The sequence below is a fragment of the Enterobacter sp. BIDMC 26 genome (genome assembly GCF_000534435.1).
Taxonomy (GTDB): Bacteria; Pseudomonadota; Gammaproteobacteria; order Enterobacterales; family Enterobacteriaceae; genus Enterobacter; species Enterobacter ludwigii.
In genome coordinates this window covers 1,653,845-1,674,106 of the sequence record NZ_KI973182.1, presented here as the reverse complement: position 1 = coordinate 1,674,106, position 20,262 = coordinate 1,653,845, and the positions used below count along the sequence as shown (strand labels likewise).

The window sequence follows — 20,262 nt, the reverse complement described above, 5'->3', positions numbered from 1 at the left end:
GAGCGTGATGAGTGCTTCAACACCTTCGCTTCTGCGCGTCGCCATTATTGGCGCCGGGCAGGTCGCGGACAAAGTGCATGCCTCGTATTACGCCACACGCAGTGATGTTCAAATGGTCGCTGTCATGGACAGCGGCCTTGAACAGGCACAGGCGTTTGCGGAACGTCATGCAATTCCTTCGGTCTGGCAGAATGCATCTGAAATGCTGCAGGCGGTAAAACCTGATGTGGTCAGCGTCTGCTCCCCAAACCGGTTCCATTTTGAACATGTCATGGCGGCACTGGAGGCCGGATGTCATGTGATGTGCGAAAAACCGCCTGCCATGACGCCGCAACAGGCTGACCAGATGCGCATGGCGGCCCGTAAAGCGGGAAAAGTGCTGGCGTATGATTTTCACCATCGGTTTGCGCTCGACACGCAGCTGTTACGTGACGCTGTCACAAATGGGGCGTTAGGTGAGATCTACTTTACGTCGGCCCAGGCGCTGCGTCGTTGCGGCGTGCCGGGCTGGGGCGTCTTTACGAACAAATCGCTACAGGGTGGCGGACCGCTGATCGATATCGGTATTCATATGCTGGATGCCGCGATGTATGTGCTGGGTTTCCCGGCGGTAAAAAGGGTGACCGCCCATAGCTTCCAGAAGCTGGGGAACCGTAAAAACAGTGGACAGTTTGGCGAGTGGGATCCCGCCCGGTTTACCGTTGAAGATGCTCTGTTTGGCACAATTGAATTCTGCAATGGCGGCGTTCTGCGCCTGGATACGTCGTTTGCGCTGAATATCCGTGAGCAGTCGATCATGAATGTTTCATTCTGTGGCGAAAAGGCGGGGGCCACGCTCTTCCCGGCACACATATACCACGATGAGGCGGGCGTTTTACAGACCCTCATGCAGCGTGATGAGGCAGACGACCAGCGTCACCTGCGCAGCATGGAGGCGTTTGTACGCCATGTGCTGGGAGAGCCGGTTATGATCGCAGATGCGGAACAGGGGCTGGTTATCCAGCAACTTGTTGCCGCGCTTTATGAATCGGCGGATACAGGGGAAAGCGTGACGTTATGCTGAATGTGTCTGTTTTAACCGAACCGGGCTTCTCTCCCCACAGTCTGAATAAATACGCCTCCATCATGGCTTGCGGCAATGGCTACATGGGCATTCGCGCGGCACACGAAGAGGATTACACCCAGCAAACCAGAGGCATGTATCTCGCCGGGCTCTATCATCGCGCAGGTCGCAATGAGACCACGGAGTTAATCAACCTGCCGGATATTACCGGTATTGAGGTTGAACTGGATGGTGTGAATTTTACCCTGCTTTCCGGGGCGCTTCTTGAGTGGCAGCGCGAGCTGGCGTTTGCCAATGGTGAACTGCGTCGCAGCGTGCTCTGGCGCTCGCCCGACGGGAAACGCTATCGCCTGGAGAGCCGTCGTTTCGTTTCTCTCGCTCAGTTGCCGTTAGTGGCAATGCAACTCGCCATCACTCCCCTTGATGGGCCCTCGCAGGTGGTGTTGAAAACCGGAATCGATGCGACGCAAACCAACAGCGGCAGGCAGCATCTGGATGAGATTTCAGTCCGGGTATTCGACCAGAACTGTATGCAGGGCGTGTATGAAACGCAGGACCGGGTTTCTGATGTCGTTATATCCGCGTTCTGCCGGCTTTCAGCGGGTAGCGAAAGCTGCTTTACCGCTAAAAATCGTCGCATCAGTGCGCATTACGCCCTGAACGTTTCGCAGGGTGACACTGTCACGCTTGAAAAGATCGTCTGGGTCGCCCACCGCAGTGACAAAGCCCTTTCGCAGGCGTCGTTTGCGCGTAACGCACTGGCCGAACTCAAGGTGTGCGCAGCGCGAGGCTACGCATCGTTGCTGGAGAGCTCTGCCTGCGCCTGGGAAGACGTCTGGCGAGATGCGCGGGTGGCGGTAACGTCTGCGGAACCGCAGGATCAGCTCGCGCTGGATTATACCGTCTGGCATCTGATCGCCATGACGCCTGCCGACAATGAGCGCTGCAGTATCGCCGCGAAAGGATTGACCGGCGAAGGGTATAAAGGCCACGTCTTCTGGGATACCGAAATTTTCCTGCTGCCTTTCCATCTCTTTACGCGTCCGCAGGTCGCCCGCAGTCTGCTGCGTTATCGCTGGCTCAACCTGGCCGGGGCTCGTGAAAAAGCGCGTCGCAACGGCTGGCCTGGCGCACTTTTCCCCTGGGAGAGCGCCGCGAGCGGTCAGGAGGAAACGCCGGAATATGCAGCAATCAACATCCGCACGGGCACGCGCCAGAAAGTGGCCTCTGCGCTGGCAGAACATCACATTGTGGCGGACATTGCCTGGGCTGTCGTGGCCTACTGGCAGGCGACACATGATGACGCTTTTATGCGTAACGAAGGGCTGACGCTACTGATAGAGACGGCAACGTTCTGGATGGGGCGGGCGACGGAAGTCAATGGTCGCCTGGAAATCCACGATGTGATCGGGCCGGATGAGTACACGGAGCACGTCAATAACAATGCCTACACCAACTATCTGGCCTGGCACAATGTCGCCTGTGCGCGCCAGTTTATGGCGATGTTCAATCGTGAAGATGCCGGCTTCATGGAGAATGCCAGCCGGTTTATGTCCCGTTTGTGGTTACCGCAAGCCAACGCAGAAGGGGTCCTTCCTCAGGATGACACCTTCATGGCGAAACCGGCAATCGATCTGAGCCGCTATAAGGCGAAAGCGGGTAAACAGACCATTCTGCTCGATTACTCCCGCGCGGAAGTGAACGAGATGCAGATTCTTAAACAGGCCGACGTGGTGATGCTCAACTACCTGCTGCCGGAACGGTTTACCCCACAGCAGTGTGCTGCCAACCTAGCGTACTACGAGCCGCGTACCATACACGACTCTTCGCTGAGCAAAGCGATTCATGGAATTGTTGCTGCCCGGTGTGGCGATACGGAAAGGGCCTACGCCTTCTGGCGCGAGGGTATCGCCATCGATCTGGGCGACGATCCGCACAGCTGCGATGACGGGATTCATGCTGCCGCCACCGGGGCTATCTGGTCCGGCGTTATTCAGGGATTTGCCGGCATGCAGATCGTCCAGGGGGAATTGCATCTTGCCCCGAAGCTGCCTGCCCACTGGCGAAAACTGGCTTTCCCGCTGCGATGGAGAAACGCGCGCATGCACTTCACGTTTGAAAATGATGTTTTAACGATTGAAACCACTGCACCGGTGACCTTAACGCTGTGGGGTAAAACCCTGTGCATAACGGATCGGCAGGTCTGTTCTTTCAGGGATTTTTTTACATCTATTTATGGGACCGCTACCACGGGAGCAAATCATGATGCCTGAGGCCGTTGTCTTTGATCTTGATGGTGTGATCACCGATACCGCGCATCTGCATTTTCTGGCCTGGCGTGCCGTGGCGCAGGAAATTGGCATCTCGTTCGACGTGGCGTTCAACGACGAGCTGAAAGGGATAAGCCGTATGGAATCGCTGCAGCGGATTCTGCGCCATGGCGGAAAAGAGGAGGAGTTTAACGACCAGCAGCGGCAGGCGCTCGCGGATAAAAAGAACGCGCGCTACGTCGGGTCTCTGGCGTCGTTGACGCAGGATTCTCTGCTTCCGGGCATCCGCGAGGTGCTGGCGGAAATTCGTGCGGCGAACGTCAAAATCGGGCTGGCCTCAGTGTCCCTTAACGCCCCCGGTATTTTGCAGGCGCTGGGCATTGAGAGGGCTTTTGATTTCTGCGCCGATGCCTCGCGCATTGCCCGCTCAAAACCGGACCCGGAGATCTTTCTTGCGGCCTGCGCCGGGCTGAACGTGCGCCCCGAGCAGGCTATCGGAATAGAAGATGCTGCAGCCGGCGTTGAGGCAATCAACGCGGCGGGAATGCTCTCGGTCGGGATTGGACCTGGCCTGAACCATGCGGGATTACAACTTCATTCAACGCAGGAACTGACCTGGAAATGCCTGACGGATTTCTGGGCATCCCGAACGGTAATGATAAGGAATTAAAAATGGCTCAACTGTCTCTGAAACATATTCAGAAAATCTACGATAACCAGGTCCATGTGGTTAAGGATTTTAACCTCGAAATTGAGGACAAGGAGTTTATCGTCTTTGTGGGTCCCTCGGGGTGCGGTAAATCGACGACGCTTCGCATGATTGCCGGGCTGGAGGAGATCTCCGCCGGTGAGCTGGTGATTGACGGTGTCAGCATGAACGATGTGCCCGCCAAGTCCCGCGACATTGCGATGGTTTTCCAGAACTATGCGCTTTATCCGCACATGACGGTTTACGACAACATGGCGTTTGGCCTGAAGATGCAGAAAATTGCCCCCGCGGTCATTGAAGAGCGCGTGAACTGGGCGGCACAAATCCTGGGGTTGCGTGATTACCTCACGCGTAAACCTGGCGCATTGTCGGGTGGGCAACGTCAGCGCGTGGCGTTAGGACGGGCGATTGTGCGCGAAGCCGGTGTCTTTCTGATGGATGAACCGCTTTCTAACCTCGACGCCAAGCTGCGTGTGCAAATGCGCGCTGAAATCAGCAAGCTGCACCAGAAGCTCAACACCACAATGATTTACGTGACCCACGATCAGACGGAAGCGATGACGATGGCGACCCGGATTGTGATCCTCAAGGATGGCGTTATTCAGCAGGTGGGGGCACCTAAGCAGGTCTACAACGAACCGGCGAATATGTTTGTGGCGGGCTTCATCGGCTCACCGGCAATGAATTTTATTCGGGGCGCGATAGACGATCGCTATTTCGTGACGGAAACGCTGCGTCTGGAGATACCTGAAGACACGCTGGCGGCGGTGAATGCCGCCGGATATCAGCGTAAAGCCGTGGTCTTTGGGATCCGGCCGGAAGATATTCTGACGCTGCAAAGCCGTGGGGATGATATTGCGGCAAAAGTCAGCGTGGCCGAACTGACCGGGGCTGAGTTCATGCTCTATGCCACCGTGGGCGGGCATGAGCTGGTCGTTCGTGCAGGAGCGGTAAATGATTATGCGGCGGGGGATAATATCGGCATCCAGTTCGATATGAATAAATGTCATTTCTTCGACGCTGATACTGAAGTGGCTATTAGATAAGAAAGGCGTTCGCCGGAAATGCAAATTTCCGGTTTTTTTTGAGTTAATTATAAAGGGAACATTTAAATGAGTACTCTACTAAGAAGTGCTGCGCTCGTTCTGTGCGCAGGGGTTAGCTGCGCGCACGCAACGGAATCAGCAAAACACTGGGAATTTAATATCGGTGCCATGTATGAAATTGAAAACGTCGAAGGTCAGGGCGACGATAAAGATGGATTATATGAACCCTCTGTGTGGTTTAATGCCACATGGGATGCCTGGACCCTTTCGCTGGCAATGTATCAGGAAGGACCGGTTGATTACAGCAGCATGACCCGTGGGACCTATTTTGACCGCCCGGAATTTGAATTACGCTATCGCTTTATCGGCACCGATGATTTTACACTCGGGTTGACCGGCGGTTTCCGTAATTACGGTTATCATTTTAAAGATGAACACGGTGCCAAAGACGGTAGCGCAAATATGCAGCGCTACAAAATTCAGCCGGACTGGGATATTAAATTGTCCGACGACTGGCGTTTTGGTGGCTGGTTTGCCATGTATCAGTTTGCGAATGACCTGGAAAAAACCGGTTATGCCGACAGCCGTGTAGAAACGGAAACGGGTTTTACCTGGACCATTAATGAAACCTTCTCTGCTAAAGTGAACTATTATCTTGAGCGCGGTTTCAATATGGACAGTTCACGTAATAACGGCGAATTTTCAACGCAGGAAATTCGCGCGTATCTGCCTGTTTCATTAGGCCAGACGACGCTCACGCCATATACCCGTCTGGGGCTGGATCGCTGGTCGAACTGGGACTGGCAGGACGATCCCGATCGTGAAGGACACGATTTCAACCGACTGGGTCTTCTGTACGCGTATGACTTCAACAATGGATTATCCATGACGCTGGAATACGCCTACGAATGGGAAAACCATGACGAAGGCGACAGCGACCGTTTCCACTACGCGGGTGTTGGCGTTAATTACGCGTTCTGACAGACCGGATGCCAGGGGCTTTCAGCCCCTGGTTTTAACGAAGAGAGGGCGCTAACGTAAAATGGGTATCGACAAGCACTTTTTGTGGCGCAGGCTGACCGGCGATACGCCTGAAAAGAAGATTGCAGCTCTCTTCACCCAGCTTGCGGGTTGGGATATCAAAGCCCCCGGGTGCTGGTGTTAAAATGAGAGAGAGCATCGGGTCACTGTATCCTGCAATCACAACCTGCTCGGGGATCTTCAGTTCCAGAGTATCCGCCGCGCGATAAAGGGTGAGTAACTTCATGCTGTCGGTGGCAAATACCGCATCAGGTGGCGTGGCCGAGGAGAGCAATTCTGTGGCCGCGGCAAGCGCGCTTTCATGGGTATATCCGCCGTCGATGATCCACGCCGGGTTAATGGTGATGCCGTGTTTTTCCAGGCTGGCTTTATAACCGGCAAGACGATCAATCGAAACATGATAATTGAGCGGCGCATGCAGACAGGCAATGTTACGTCGGCCATTTTTAATAAAGGTTTCTGTTAGCGTGGCGCTGTCGTGAAAATTATCCGTGTCGACCGAGTAAATATTCTGAAAATCACCTTCGACTTTCCCGATGACGACCACCGGTACGCCATATGCATCCAGCGTTGTGAAAAAGGATTCATTTGCCGGTGAGCTCAGCATGATGATCCCTTTAATCATTTTTTGTTTTATTTTACTTTCGCACTTCAGCAGATCGTCTTCACTGCTTTTCGAGGTTTGCAAAATAACGTCAAAACCTTCCTCTTCAGCTTTGGCTGTAATGGCATGCAGAACATCAGAGAAAAAAGGGTTGCCGGCGGTGGTTTTCGTCGAGCGTGTCGAAATAACCATAATGGCGTCGAAGCCAGAAGAGGTCAGGGCGCGGGCGAGTTTATTGGGTTGATAATTTAATTCGTCAATCGCCTTCAACACTTTTTCACGCGCTTCAGGAGAAATATTCGTTTGTTTATTCAGAACGCGGGAGACGGTTGATTTCGAAACGCCGGCAACCCGTGCGATATCATAGATGGTGGGTGACATACACCTTACTCACTCCTGACTAACAGCAATGTCGTTCATCTTACTGGAGAGAAAACGGCAATAGCAATAAATAAGAATTGATAATCAACGATCTGCCCCCATTTATTGTATTCTGAAGCAATGTATTTGAGGCTTCCGGGCAATGAAGGACGGCGATGAAGCGACTTAAGAACGAACTCAATTCACTGGTGAACCGTGGCGTTGACCGTCATCTGCGTCTGGCGGTGACGGGGCTGAGCCGCAGCGGCAAGACGGCGTTTATCACCGCGATGGTGAATCAGCTGCTTAACCTGCACAGTGGGGCGCGGCTGCCGCTGCTGAGCGCCGTGCGGGAAGAGCGCCTGCTGGGGGTTAAGCGTGTGCCTCAGCGCGATTTTGGCATTCCTCGCTTTACCTATGATGAAGGGCTGGCTCAGCTTTATGGTGAACCGCCCGCCTGGCCGACGCCGACGCGCGGGGTGAGTGAAATTCGCCTTGCGCTGCGTTTTCGCTCTAATGAATCCCTGATGCGTCACTTCAAAGACACCTCCACCCTGTATCTGGAAATTGTGGATTACCCCGGTGAGTGGTTGCTCGATTTACCTATGCTGGCACAGGATTATCTCAGCTGGTCACGGCAGATGACGGGGCTGTTGCAGGGCAACCGCGCCGAGTGGTCGACGAAATGGCGAAAACTGTGCGAAGGCCTGGATCCGCTGGCCCCTGCCGATGAAAACCGGCTGGCGGCGATTGCCGAGGCCTGGACGGAGTATCTGCATCAGTGTAAGCAGGAAGGGTTGCATTTCATCCAGCCGGGCCGTTTTGTTCTGCCGGGAGATTTGGCGGGCGCACCTGCGCTGCAGTTTTTCCCGTGGCCGGACGTGGATGGCATCGGGGAGTCAAAACTGGCCCAGGCGGACAAACACACTAACGCCGGAATGCTGCGCGAGCGTTACAATTACTACTGTGAAAAAGTGGTGAAAGGTTTTTATAAAAACCACTTTTTACGTTTTGATCGCCAGATTGTGCTGGTGGATTGTCTGCAACCGCTGAACAGCGGGCCGCAGGCCTTCAACGATATGCGCCTGGCGCTGACACAGTTAATGCAAAGTTTTCACTACGGGCAGCGCACGCTGTTTCGCCGTCTCTTCTCACCCGTTATCGACAAGCTGCTGTTTGCGGCCACAAAAGCCGATCACGTGACGGTCGATCAGCATGCCAATATGGTGTCGCTGCTGCAGCAACTGGTGCAGGACGCCTGGCAAAATGCCGCGTTCGAAGGGATCAGCATGGATTGCCTCGGACTGGCTTCCGTACAGGCGACACAGAGTGGGTTGATTGACCTTAATGGCGAGAAAATACCGGCATTGCGCGGGAATCGTCTCAGCGACGGCGAACCGCTTACTGTCTATCCGGGCGAAGTGCCCGCACGCCTTCCGGGGCCGGCCTTCTGGCAGAACCAGGGCTTCCAGTTTGAAGCCTTCCGCCCGCAGGCCATGACGGTCGATCAGCCGTTACCGCATATCCGTCTGGATGCGGCGCTGGAGTTTTTGATTGGAGATAAATTGCGATGACGGAACCGTTAAAACCGCGCATTGATTTTACCGGAACGCTTGAGCAAGAGCACCCGGAGGCGTTTAAAACTGCGCAGACGTTTAATGGCCCGCAGGCAGATAATTTTGCCCCGGCTCTGACCGAAGAGCTGCTTGTTGAAGAGGGGCCGGCTGAAGCGGTCGTGGAAGCCGCGCTACGCCCAAAACGCAGCCTGTGGCGAAAGATGGTGACTGCCGGGCTGGCGTTGTTTGGCGTCAGCGTGGTTGGGCAAGGCGTCCAGTGGGCGGTCAACGCCTGGCAAACCCAGGACTGGGTCGCGTTGGGCGGCTGCGCTGCCGGTGCTCTGATTGTGGGGGCGGGTGTCGGATCTGTTGCGACCGAGTGGCGTCGCCTGTGGCGCCTGCGACAGCGCGCCCATGAGCGTGATGAAGCGCGGGATCTGCTCCACAGTCACGGAACCGGCAAAGGCCGCGCGTTTTGTGAAAAGCTGGCCAGTCAGGCGGGTATTGATCAGTCGCACCCGGCGCTTCAGCGCTGGTATGCCGCTATCCATGAAACCCAGAACGATCGTGAAGTGGTGACGCTGTATTCCCACATGGTGCAGCCGGTGCTGGATGCCCAGGCGCGGCGCGAAATCAGCCGCTCTGCTGCGGAATCAACCCTGATGATTGCCGTCAGCCCGCTGGCGCTGGTGGATATGGCGTTTATCGCCTGGCGTAACCTGCGTCTGATTAACCGGATTGCTGCTTTATACGGCATTGAGTTGGGGTACTACAGCCGCCTTCGCTTGTTCCGTCTGGTATTGCTCAACATCGCCTTTGCCGGAGCAAGCGAGCTGGTGCGGGAAGTGGGGATGGACTGGATGTCGCAGGATCTGGCGGCGCGTCTCTCTGCCCGTGCCGCGCAGGGTATTGGTGCCGGTTTGTTGACCGCCCGTCTGGGCATCAAAGCGATGGAAGTGTGCCGTCCACTGCCGTGGATTGATGGCGATAAGCCGCGATTGGGGGATTTCCGACGTGAGTTAATCGGTCAGCTCAAAGAGACGCTCAATAAAAAACCGGTTCAGTAGCCGGTTTGGTCATTAATCGTGCTGGCTGTCAATATTTGTTGACAGCCATCTTCCCGATCACCGTGTTCTGACATATCATTTTAATGTTATTGGCTTAAAACGGTGAATTTCCCATGCGTCTTGAAGTCTTCTGTGAAGACCGTCTCGGTCTGACCCGCGAATTACTCGATCTTCTTGTTTTACGTAGCATTGATTTACGTGGCATTGAGATCGATCCTGTCGGGCGAATTTACCTCAATTTTGCCGAAATTGAATTTAATACGTTCAGTAGCCTGATGGCAGAAATACGCCGTATCGCTGGCGTTACGGATGTACGCACCATCCCCTGGATGCCGTCGGAGCGTGAGCATCTGGCATTGAGCGCATTGCTTGAAGCCATGCCAGAGCCTTTCCTCTCCCTGGATTTAAAAAGTAAGGTTGAGCGTGTTAACCATGCCAGCTGCCAGCTGTTCGCGCAGAGTCAGGAAAAACTCAGCAACCACAACGCAGCACAGTTGATTCCCGGCTTTAACTTCCAGCGCTGGCTGGACAGCAACCCGCAGAACACCCACAGCGAGCATGTGGTTATCCACGGACAGAATTTCTTAATGGAAATAACGCCGGTCTATCTGAAAGGCGAGGCCGACACGCGCGTTCTGACCGGCGCCGTGATCATGCTGCGTTCTACCGTGCGCATGGGCCGTCAGCTGCAAAATATCTCCAGCCAGGATGTGGGGGCATTCAGCCAGATTATTGCCGTCAGCCCGAAAATGCGGCATGTGGTGGATCAGGCGCGCAAACTCGCGAGTCTGACCGCGCCACTGCTGATTACCGGCGATACCGGTACCGGGAAGGACCTGCTGGCGCATGCTGTGCATCTGGCCAGCCCGCGAGCGGCAAAACCGTATCTGGCCCTCAACTGCGCCTCGATTCCGGAAGATGCCGTCGAAAGCGAATTATTTGGTCACGCGCCGGAAGGTAAAAAAGGGTTCTTCGAGCAGGCTAACGGCGGTTCCGTGCTGCTGGACGAGATTGGTGAAATGTCGCCACGCATGCAGGCCAAGCTGCTGCGCTTCCTCAATGATGGCACGTTCCGCCGCGTAGGCGAGGATCATGAAGTTCATGTGGATGTGCGTGTGATTTGTGCGACGCAGAAAAACCTGGTCGAACTGGTGCAAAAAGGGGTATTCCGCGAGGATCTCTACTACCGCCTGAATGTCCTGACCCTGAATATCCCACCGCTGCGCGATTGCCCGCAGGATATCATGCCGCTGACCGAACTCTTTGTGGCGCGCTTTGCCGACGAGCAGGGGGTACCGCGTCCGAAGCTTTCAGCCGATCTCGGCACGGTGCTCATGCGCTACGGCTGGCCGGGCAACATTCGCCAACTCAAGAACGCCGTTTACCGCGCACTGACGCAGCTGGAAGGTTATGAACTGCGGCCGCAGGATATTCTGTTACCGGATTACGATGCCGGGACGGTGTCAGTAGGTGAAGAGGCGATGGAAGGTTCGCTGGATGACATTACCAGCCGTTTTGAGCGCTCCGTGCTGACGCAACTGTACCGTAGCTATCCAAGCACCCGTAAGCTGGCAAAACGCCTTGGCGTTTCACACACGGCGATTGCCAATAAGTTGCGAGAGTATGGTTTGAATCAGAAGAAGGGTGACGAATAACGGTAAAAAGCCTCTGTAAAGAGGCTTTTTTTTACTCATTCTTTTGCGATAGGGGTGCTATTAATGTCGACCTTTGTCTCTCCCTGAATCGATGCAATACGGTTCTCCACGTCTTTCACCTGTTGCGGGTTATGGAGCAGGGTATAGGTCAGATCAAACTGTGTGCTGGCTCCCGGTTGCAGTTGCTTAACGCGTTTTTGTTCGCGCTCAATGGTGACCGGGTAGGCGTAGCTGGTACCCGGCTCAATACCGGTGACATAACCTTGCTTCAGGGTGTCGGTGTTTTTCCATAAGGTCAGCACCGGCAACTGGCGGGTATCAAACTGAATGGACGCCCCTTTATCACCGGCTTTATTCACCACGGCCGCGAGGGTTTTGTGGTTGTTATCCGCAAGCGGTTTGAGGTTAAACACCATCTCATCAAAGCCTTTCGTTGGCCCGGCATAGGTCTGCCAGTCGTTGACACCGGCTTTCGCGTAGTCATTGAATGGACTGACGCTCGCAACCGGGGCAAGGAAGCGCGCGCCTTCTTCGAGGATCGGGGTACCAAAGTTGCTGTGGTAGATGATTTGATAATCATGCGGGTAATCAGCATGGTTTGTCAGAACATCATGCAAACTGAACTGGTTGGTTCCTGGGACGTAACGCAGTTCGGTCATGGTCTGCAAATCTGCTTTTTTGAACGTGCTCTCTTTGATCAAACCGCGAATTCGAATTTCATGGGGGGCGGCGTCAGCCACCTCCACTTCAACCTGCGATACAGGCGTATTGCCCGCCTTGCCGTGAAGCGTGTAGATTTGGCCGTCAGCCGTGACCGGGTGGCCCGTCCACTCATAGCCACAGCGCACCATCATCTCGTTGAAACCTTCCAGCCAGCCAAGCCCGTTGCGACTTTCCAGATTAATATATGCCGGGTTCACGACCTCTTTTACCGGGGAATCCCAGCCCATTCTGGTGCCGAAGCCTTCCACACGGAGCAGGTTCATGCCGCGAGAGGGGCTTAAGGTAATTGTCAGGCCACTTTTACTGCTGATAACAAGGATTTTGCTGCCTTCCTGTTTGCCACCGTGCAACACTTTTTGTTCAATGCTGAACGCCTGATCTTTTACCTTCAGCTCATCGCTCGTTATTTTCCAGTTTCCTTTCTCCACGCCGCTTTCAGCGCTTGTCAGCACCCAGGTTTTCGCCGCAGCCTGACCCGAAATCAAAGCCGCAAGGAGCGTAATAGCCAGTTTAATTTTCATATCCTTTCCTTTTTGCTGAAACGATTATTTGCTTTCGTCAGCAAATCTAATGTTTTGACCTGAAGGGAAATGTGATGTGCTTCACTGGGGAAGAAAATATGAATATTTAAGGTCTAATATGAGAATAAGATCGCAATTAAGTTAACTTCAATACAATTATTTGCACAGTAAATGTGAACGGTGAATGGTTTAGCTTTAACGATTCAGCTTGAAGGGAATAAAAAACCCCGCCAGTGCGAGGTTTGTCATGTGTCGTCTTCCAGAGCCTGCAAAGAGAAATAAACCCTGTTATTTCATTAGATTGCTAAGCTATATAGAATGCTAAGCATTCATTATGCTTTCAACACGTCCAACGCTGCAGTGTAATCCGGCTCGGTGGTGATTTCGTTAACCAGTTCGCTGAACACGACGTTGTCATTTTCATCGATAACCAGTACAGCGCGCGCTGCCAGGCCTTTCAGTGGGCCTTCCGCGATGCTCACGCCGTAGTTTTCCAGGAAATCCGGGCTGCGCAGGGTGGAGAGGGTAATGACGTTGCTCAGACCTTCAGCACCGCAGAAACGGGACTGGGCGAACGGCAGATCGGCAGAAATACACAGCACAACGGTGTTGTCCATGTCCGTCGCCAGCTGGTTGAATTTGCGCACGGATGCAGCACAGACGCCGGTGTCGATGCTTGGGAAAATGTTCAGGACTTTGCGTTTGCCAGCAAACTGAGACAGTGTGACGTCAGACAGATCTTTAGCCACCAGAGTAAAAGCCTGTGCTTTGCTGCCAGCCTGTGGAATGGAACCTGCAACAGCAACCGGGTTGCCCTGGAAATGAACGAGTTGTGACATAGATATCTTCCTGTTTACATATAGTTAACGTCGGGGCTAGTGTATGCCATCAGCGGATAACACGGCAAACCAATTTTTTCGCCTTTCCGGGCCGCAAGGAGTCAGTGATGAGAAGCGTTAAGGTCTATGAAGAAGCCTGGCCATTGCATACCCCGTTTGTGATCTCCCGCGGCAGTCGAAGCGAAGCCAGTGTGGTCGTGGTGGAGATAGAAGAGGACGGCATTAAGGGCGTCGGCGAATGCACGCCGTACCCGCGCTATGGCGAAAGTCTGGCGTCGGTAATGGCACTTATCATGACACTCGTTCCCGATCTGGAAAAAGGGCTCACCCGCGAGGCGTTACAGCAGCGTATACCCGCCGGCGCGGCACGTAATGCGATTGACTGCGCACTCTGGAGCCTGGAGGCTGCCAAACAGCAAACTTCGCTGACGACGCTGCTAGGCGTCACGTTGCCGACATCGGTTGTCACGGCGCAAACGGTGGTGATTGGCGAGCCTGAACACATGGCCGCCAGCGCAAAAGCACTCTTTGATGCGGGGGCGACGCTGTTAAAGGTGAAGCTTGACGATCGTCTGATCAGCGAGCGTATGGTCGCTATCCGCTCGGCAGTCCCGACAGCCACGTTAATTGTGGATGCGAATGAGTCATGGCATCCCGAAGGCCTTGCCGCACGATGTCAGCTGCTGGCCGACCTGGGCGTAGCCATGCTGGAACAGCCTCTGCCGGCACAGGATGATGCGGCGCTGAAGAATTTTATCCACCCGCTGCCCATCTGCGCGGATGAAAGCTGCCATACGCGCGATAGCCTGGTTGAACTGCAGGGCCGTTACGAGATGGTCAATATCAAACTCGACAAGACCGGTGGGCTGACAGAGGCGCTGGCGCTGGCAGAACAGGCGCAAGCTCAGGGGTTTTCAATCATGCTGGGATGTATGCTGTGTACATCCCGGGCGATCAACGCGGCGCTGCCGCTGGTAAATCATGTCAGTTTTGCCGATCTTGATGGCCCGACATGGCTGGCGGTTGACGTTTCACCGGCACTCACGTTTACCAGCGGCGTCCTTCATTTTTGAGGCTGCCAGCGCAGAAGCTCCACCATGGCCTTTAAATATTTTTCGCTGGCTTCGTCTGACGATATCGGCGGGAATTCCGCGGTGATGCAAGGTAATCCCAGGTCGGCACACCAGCTGCCGAATGAGCCAGGGGTTTCATAGCCCACGCTGGAGACAAGCGGCAGGGCGAAAGCATTCGCCAGCCATTCGCCCAGCTCGGTGTGCCGCGGATCTTCGATGCAGGCCAGCGGATCGTGAAAGGTGACAACCCAGGCCGGGTGGATCTTATGGATTAACTGGCACAGCGCCTGTGTTTCCGGCTCCGAGCCCGGCGTGTCGCCGGTCAGCAAGACAACGTCACGCTCTTCGGCGGAGCTGTTCCAGCGATAAACCGTTTCACCGGCGCGCCAGTTTGCTGCAGGGAAATTACGGTTTAAATCGATGCCCCGCGCATTGGCGCGTAACCCAAGCTGACACCCATCCGGGTTGACGGCCAGAATCACGTGATGACGTCGTAAGCTGGGCGTCAACGTGCGCAGCGCGCACGAGAGCGTGACGACAGAAGAGTTCTCGTCGCCGTGCGTGCCGGCAATGATTAAGCCGCTGTTGCGATCGGCATCGGGGGCCGGAAACCAAATCAGCGATGCGCCTAGAAATGAACGGCCATACTGCTCTGCACCTGGCGGGAAGGCGCCGCGTTCCGCTCTGGGTCGGGTGATTGCCATAGGAAATCCTGATAAAGAAGTCTCTACTGGCAGTGTTGTGCAAAACTCGCGGTTAATCAAATAGTTTCCGTATGGCGGGAAAATTGCCGGATATCAACTTTCCGGAGGAAGGTATTTGCAATTCTCATTGTCGAAACAAATAATTACGCATCTGCTTATTACCTGAATTCATAAAAGGGGATCTTATGAAGCATCCTGTTTCGCGTCTCTGTACTGCACTGTTGCTGTGCGGACTCTCTTCACTCTCGTACGCCGCTGATGTGCCACAGGGCACGGTACTGGCGCAAAAACAGGAGCTGGCCAGACACATTAAAGATGAGCCGGCTTCCCTTGATCCGGCAAAAGCCGTGGGATTACCCGAGATACAGGTCATTCGCGACCTTTTTGAAGGACTGGTTAATCAGAATGAGAAAGGTGAACTGACCCCGGGCGTGGCGACGCGCTGGCAGAGTAATGATAACCGTATCTGGACCTTCTCCTTACGTGATAACGCGAAATGGTCTGACGGTTCGCCAGTTACCGCTCAGGATTTTGTCTATAGCTGGCAGCGTCTGGTTGATCCGAAAACCACGTCTCCGTTTGCCTGGTTTGCGGCGCTGGCGGGTATCCATAACGCACAGGCGATAATTGATGGTAAAGCCGCGCCAGATACGCTGGGCGTGACGGCCGTAGATGCAAAAACCTTACGTGTGCAGCTGGATAAACCGCTGCCGTGGTTTAGTAATCTGACGGCAAACTTTGCCTTCTATCCGGTGCAAAAGGCCAATGTGGAGAGCGGCAAAGAGTGGACGCGTCCGGGGGCTCTGGTCGGAAATGGCGCCTACGTTCTGAAAGATCGCGTGGTGAATGAAAAACTGGTTGTGGTGCCAAATACACACTACTGGGATAACGCCAAAACCGTCCTGCAAAAAGTGACGTTCATACCGATTAACCAGGAATCCTCGGCCACTAAACGCTATCTGGCGGATGATATTGATATCACCGAATCGTTCCCGAAAAACATGTATCAGAAGCTGCTCAAGGACATTCCGGGACAGGTGTATACACCGCCTCAGCTGGGCACCTATTACTATGCGTTTAATACGCAAAAAGGACCCACGGCCGATGCCCGTGTACGTCTCGCCCTGAGCATGACCATCGATCGCCGCATCATGGCGGACAAAGTGTTAGGAACCGGTGAGAAGCCCGCCTGGCATTTCACGCCAGACGTGACGGCAGGGTTTACGCCAGAAACCTCGCCATTTGAGCAGATGTCACAGCAGGAACTTAATGCCCAGGCGAAAACGCTGCTTCAGGCCGCGGGCTATGGCCCTCAGCGCCCGCTGAAGCTGAACCTGTTGTACAACACGTCAGAAAACCATCAGAAAATCGCGATTGCGGTGGCCTCGATGTGGAAGAAAAACCTCGGCGTTGACGTCAAACTGCAAAATCAGGAGTGGAAAACCTACATCGATAGCCGTAATACCGGTAATTTCGATGTGATCCGCGCGTCATGGGTCGGGGATTACAATGAGCCATCGACCTTCCTGTCGTTATTGACCTCAACCCACAGCGGCAATATCTCGCGTTTCAACGATCCGGCGTACGATAAAATTATCCATCAGGCGACGCTCGAAAACACGGCGAAAGCTCGTAACGCAGACTACAACATGGCGGAGAAAATCCTCACGGAAAAAGCGCCAATCGCACCTATTTACCAGTACACCAACGGCCGCCTGATCAAACCATGGGTGAAAGGTTACCCCATTAATAACCCGGAAGACGTGGCTTATAGCCGGACGATGTATATTGAGAAACACTGACGAGCCGGTAACCGACGGGCTTCGTTGTGAACGTTAAATTAAGAGCTGGCGCATTTGCGCCAGTTTTTCTTTATTGAACGAGGGATGTTTGTTCCGTGAGTCAAAGGGGAGGTAAATGATGACGGATGAAAAGAAAGAGAAAGCGTCTTTCCCGGCAGGGTTAGGGATTATGGATAAAATCTGGGAATGGCAATGGATTATCCGCTTCATCTATATTGTCCTTTTCGCCGATCTGGCGCTGCTGGCATACAGCGGGCAAGGAATATTGACCTGGCCTGTTCAGACACTTAACTGGACCGAACATCTGGGTTTTTTCTGCGTGGCGCTCGCCGCCTTAGGTTTGATTGCCACCACCCTGATGCCTTTTATAGCCAATATCGTCAGGCTATTACTCAATGAGTTCATCTACAGCAGAATCTTCCCGGATTTCTTGCGCGCGCAGAGTGATTATCAGAAGAGGTCGGGTGAAGTTCCTTCAGGCGAAGTACTTGATTTAGCGTTGAAGGAAAACAACCAGTTCCTGCTGAATTATTATGAAAAACATAATGCAAACTGGCGCACGAAATTTCATGAACGATTTAAAGTCGGGGATTTACTCTTTGGGATCCTGTTTTTCATGATGCTTGATGACCATCCGCAGTGGTTTAGCGATGCGCAGCATTCGCTGGTCATCGATCTGTTCAGCCACGGTGGTGAAAGCGGAACCGTTCTGTTTTATACCGTACTTATTATCATATTTAGTACGCTGATGAGTCTCTGGTTCGGTAAATGGGACTGGGGGAACATCTACTATCCGCCACTGTATCGTGAAAAAGAGGAAGCCCGCAGAAAAGCGCGTGAGCGGGAAGCGCAGTGGGAGCGGCAGGATCGCTAAATCGCCGGGCGACACATTATTCCCAGCGGATTGCTCCCGTCAGGCGCTGCTGGCGGGAGCAGGGCAACGTTATTCTAGCAATGCACTGAATTTCGCCAGCCATTGCGGATGCGCAGGCCAGGCGGGGGCAGTGACCAGATTACCGTCTACGTGCGCCTGATCGATACCGATATTGGCATAGTGCCCGCCGCCGAGGCGGACTTCTGGCGCACAGGCGGGATAGGCGCTACAGGTTCGTCCTTTTAATATGCCGGCAGCAGCGAGCAGTTGCGGTCCGTGGCAAACCGCAGCAATCGGTTTGCGCGCGGCGTCGAAGGCCTGCACCAGTTTCAGCACGTCATCATTTAGCCGGAGATATTCAGGGGCTCGTCCGCCCGGGATTAGCAGCGCGTCATAATCCTGCTCTTTTACGGCGGAAAAATCGGCATTGAGGATAAAACGGTGGCCCGGCTTTTCACTGTAGGTCTGGGCGCCGTCGAAATCATGGATCGCCGTCATGATGTAGTCGCCACGGGATTTGTCCGGGCAGACAGCGTCCACCTGATGGCCAATCATCTGTAAAGCCTGAAAGGGCACCATTGTTTCATAATCTTCGGCGTAATCGCCGACCAACATCAGGATTTTCTTGCTCATCATTTCTCACCTTTAGGTTTAACGATGTTTAAGATATAGCCTGGCACAGCTGAATTGCCGGAAATAAAAAAAGCCCGTCAGAGAACGGGCGAAATAAGCAAATGATTTAATGATTCGTTATCAACTTGTTGGAGGATAACGTTGCGTATTTTACGCACCTCTTACCGGTGCTGATACCTGACAAATTCGGTAAGTGAAACAAGGAATTAAACATGCGTCATAGCGCATCGAAGGTGGGGTAGATACTGTTCTCAAGGTATTCCACCAGAAACCAGATCTCACCGCTGAAAATAAACCACAAGCCAAATATAATAACGAATAAAATAATTATGGTGAGTATTATTTCTGTTTTTCCCATTGCACATCTACCCACCTGTGGTCCATTTATTCGAGAGGGGCATTGTAACGGGGCTTACGAAGATACACCAGTTTCATGCCGCCAGGACTTTATTACGCCCATCACTTTTGGCGCGATAAAGCGCATCGTCCACACGTTTAAACAGTTCATCCATACTCTCGCCCGGATTATGTCGCGCCACGCCAATGCTGACGGTGAAGCGAGGTAAACCCGGGATCGTGATGCGGGCGACCGCATCGCGCACAGTTTCGGCGATTTGCAGGGCGGTGTCGAGCGGGGTGCGCGGCAGCAGGATGACGAACTCCTCACCGCCCCAGCGGAAGACCAGGTCCTCTTTGCGGCTACAGGCTTCCAGCGTGCGCGAGAGCGAGATCAGTACCTCATCACCTTTCAGGTGGCCGAAGAGGTCGTTGATATTTTTGAAGTGATCGGTATCCACCAGCAGCAGGCTAAATTGCTGCTGCGCGGGAAGATGATGGGTATTGGCCTGGTCGGTGATGATATAGAACTGACGCCGGTTGAGCAGGCCCGTCATGGAATCACGCAGTGCCGCGTGTTCCAGCTCCTGCTCCAGCCTTTTTTGCTCGGTGATATCGTGGATAATGCACAACATCAATTTGTCACCGTAAATTTCAATCGGCCCGGCATAGGTCTGAACATGGCGGGTGGAGCCATCGGCCAGACGGTGGATAAAGTTGAGGGGCTTATGGCCGCCCGGCAACGCGGCAATCTCCGTCATCACGGGGATCACATCCCGCCCCAGAGTATTGATTTCCCAGGTATGTTTTCTGCACATTTCATCATGCGCATAACCGTAAAAAGTCAGCGCCGCCAGATTGGCATCCACAATCTGGCCATCCCGGGACGGATCGATAAGCAGCATTGGCGCGCTGTTGGTCAGGAAAAAGCGCGCGTAAAATCCCTGTTTTTTGCGCTGGTAGGTCGCGGAGCGGCTGGCCTTAAGCCCGGAGAGAACCTGCTGCGTCAGCCCTTCAAAAACAATAACATTCCCCTGGGGCACGAAATGGGCAAGCGAGAGACGGCAGCTCAGCGCGGTTTCATGTCCATCGCGGGAGATGGTCCAGATTTCGACGATCTCCTGCTCACTCTTCAGTTCAGGCACATACATCGACAGCACGTGATGCGCATTGGCGGAATAGGTACCTTTGCGTAGGTCATCCAGGGATTTATCGCCCATGATCTGAGCGGCGGCCGCATTTGCAAAAATGATCTGTTCTGAAGCAGGTGAAATGAGCCACACGGGGGTTTTAATTAAATTCAGCGCATCAAAACAATTTTGCGACATAGCGTATTCCTGTACATCGGCACCATGTGCCTGAGGATCATGACAGAATTAACGGGAG

The 20,262-nt window shown here is 53.9% G+C and carries 18 protein-coding genes; 11 read left to right on the top strand and 7 right to left on the bottom strand.

Annotation, left to right across the window (positions count from 1 at the left end; genetic code table 11):
• The first annotated feature begins 4 nt into the window (after positions 1-4).
• The 5 genes from L462_RS15410 to L462_RS15430 all read left to right on the top strand — a co-directional run bounded on the left by L462_RS15410 (position 5) and on the right by L462_RS15430 (position 6,069).
• Positions 5-1,063, top strand: coding sequence for a Gfo/Idh/MocA family protein (locus L462_RS15410; RefSeq protein WP_106504373.1), 1,059 nt, complete (start codon positions 5-7; stop codon positions 1,061-1,063).
• The gene (locus L462_RS15415) at positions 1,057-3,336 is read left to right on the top strand and encodes a glycoside hydrolase family 65 protein (protein ID WP_032678276.1); all 2,280 of its coding nucleotides are present in this window, start codon (positions 1,057-1,059) and stop codon (positions 3,334-3,336) included. The genes L462_RS15410 and L462_RS15415 overlap by 7 nt, the downstream gene beginning before the upstream one ends.
• Positions 3,326-4,003, top strand: a complete 678-nt coding sequence (gene pgmB, locus L462_RS15420; RefSeq protein WP_032678275.1) for a beta-phosphoglucomutase — start codon at positions 3,326-3,328, stop codon at positions 4,001-4,003. The genes L462_RS15415 and pgmB overlap by 11 nt, the downstream gene beginning before the upstream one ends.
• A gap of 2 nt (positions 4,004-4,005) precedes the next feature.
• On the top strand, positions 4,006-5,088 hold the full coding sequence (locus tag L462_RS15425; RefSeq protein ID WP_032678274.1) for an ABC transporter ATP-binding protein: 1,083 nt from the start codon (positions 4,006-4,008) through the stop codon (positions 5,086-5,088).
• A 66-nt stretch (positions 5,089-5,154) separates the two neighbouring features.
• Positions 5,155-6,069 (top strand): OmpG family monomeric porin, encoded by a 915-nt coding sequence (locus tag L462_RS15430; protein ID WP_025204021.1) that lies wholly within the window; start codon positions 5,155-5,157, stop codon positions 6,067-6,069.
• 34 nt (positions 6,070-6,103) lie between these two features.
• Here L462_RS15430 and L462_RS15435 read toward each other — a convergent pair whose 3' ends face one another.
• The gene (locus L462_RS15435) at positions 6,104-7,114 is read right to left on the bottom strand and encodes a LacI family DNA-binding transcriptional regulator (protein ID WP_032678273.1); all 1,011 of its coding nucleotides are present in this window, start codon (positions 7,112-7,114) and stop codon (positions 6,104-6,106) included.
• A gap of 155 nt (positions 7,115-7,269) precedes the next feature.
• On the opposite strand from L462_RS15435, the gene L462_RS15440 reads away from it, so the two are divergent.
• The 3 genes from L462_RS15440 (at position 7,270) to tyrR (ending at position 11,371) form a co-directional block, all read left to right on the top strand.
• Positions 7,270-8,667, top strand: a complete 1,398-nt coding sequence (locus L462_RS15440) for a YcjX family GTP-binding protein (protein ID WP_032678272.1) — start codon at positions 7,270-7,272, stop codon at positions 8,665-8,667.
• Positions 8,664-9,716: a YcjF family protein gene (locus tag L462_RS15445; RefSeq protein ID WP_020882470.1), complete on the top strand. Its 1,053-nt coding sequence runs from the start codon at positions 8,664-8,666 to the stop codon at positions 9,714-9,716. The genes L462_RS15440 and L462_RS15445 overlap by 4 nt, the downstream gene beginning before the upstream one ends.
• A gap of 113 nt (positions 9,717-9,829) precedes the next feature.
• A complete protein-coding gene (gene tyrR, locus L462_RS15450; protein WP_014170325.1) occupies positions 9,830-11,371 on the top strand; it encodes a transcriptional regulator TyrR in 1,542 nt (513 codons plus the stop codon).
• Between the two features lie 35 nt (positions 11,372-11,406).
• On the opposite strand, the gene L462_RS15455 is transcribed toward tyrR, so the two are convergent.
• Both L462_RS15455 and tpx read right to left on the bottom strand, forming a co-directional pair.
• A complete protein-coding gene (locus tag L462_RS15455) occupies positions 11,407-12,615 on the bottom strand; it encodes an aldose 1-epimerase family protein (RefSeq protein WP_032678271.1) in 1,209 nt (402 codons plus the stop codon).
• Between the two features lie 332 nt (positions 12,616-12,947).
• On the bottom strand, positions 12,948-13,454 hold the full coding sequence (gene tpx, locus L462_RS15460) for a thiol peroxidase (RefSeq protein WP_032678270.1): 507 nt from the start codon (positions 13,452-13,454) through the stop codon (positions 12,948-12,950).
• A 107-nt stretch (positions 13,455-13,561) separates the two neighbouring features.
• Here tpx and ycjG point away from each other — a divergent pair, with 107 nt between their 5' ends.
• Positions 13,562-14,527, top strand: coding sequence for an L-Ala-D/L-Glu epimerase (gene ycjG, locus L462_RS15465; protein WP_032678269.1), 966 nt, complete (start codon positions 13,562-13,564; stop codon positions 14,525-14,527).
• Here the strand turns inward: ycjG and mpaA are convergent.
• Complete coding sequence (gene mpaA, locus L462_RS15470) at positions 14,518-15,231, bottom strand: murein tripeptide amidase MpaA (RefSeq protein WP_020882474.1); 714 nt, start codon at positions 15,229-15,231, stop codon at positions 14,518-14,520. The two genes, ycjG and mpaA, sit on opposite strands and share 10 nt — an antisense overlap.
• Positions 15,232-15,416: 185 nt before the next feature.
• Here mpaA and L462_RS15475 point away from each other — a divergent pair, with 185 nt between their 5' ends.
• Both L462_RS15475 and L462_RS15480 read left to right on the top strand, forming a co-directional pair.
• Positions 15,417-17,033, top strand: a complete 1,617-nt coding sequence (locus L462_RS15475; protein ID WP_032678268.1) for a peptide ABC transporter substrate-binding protein — start codon at positions 15,417-15,419, stop codon at positions 17,031-17,033.
• Between the two features lie 169 nt (positions 17,034-17,202).
• Positions 17,203-17,907, top strand: coding sequence for a hypothetical protein (locus L462_RS15480; protein ID WP_254067918.1), 705 nt, complete (start codon positions 17,203-17,205; stop codon positions 17,905-17,907).
• 69 nt (positions 17,908-17,976) lie between these two features.
• On the opposite strand, the gene L462_RS15485 is transcribed toward L462_RS15480, so the two are convergent.
• The 3 genes from L462_RS15485 to L462_RS15490 form a co-directional block, all read right to left on the bottom strand.
• Positions 17,977-18,540: a DJ-1/PfpI family protein gene (locus L462_RS15485; protein ID WP_025204027.1), complete on the bottom strand. Its 564-nt coding sequence runs from the start codon at positions 18,538-18,540 to the stop codon at positions 17,977-17,979.
• Between the two features lie 217 nt (positions 18,541-18,757).
• Positions 18,758-18,898: an Ecr family regulatory small membrane protein gene (locus L462_RS25055; RefSeq protein ID WP_032678266.1), complete on the bottom strand. Its 141-nt coding sequence runs from the start codon at positions 18,896-18,898 to the stop codon at positions 18,758-18,760.
• Between the two features lie 73 nt (positions 18,899-18,971).
• The gene (locus tag L462_RS15490; protein WP_032678264.1) at positions 18,972-20,204 is read right to left on the bottom strand and encodes a sensor domain-containing diguanylate cyclase; all 1,233 of its coding nucleotides are present in this window, start codon (positions 20,202-20,204) and stop codon (positions 18,972-18,974) included.
• Positions 20,205-20,262: the final 58 nt, after the last annotated feature.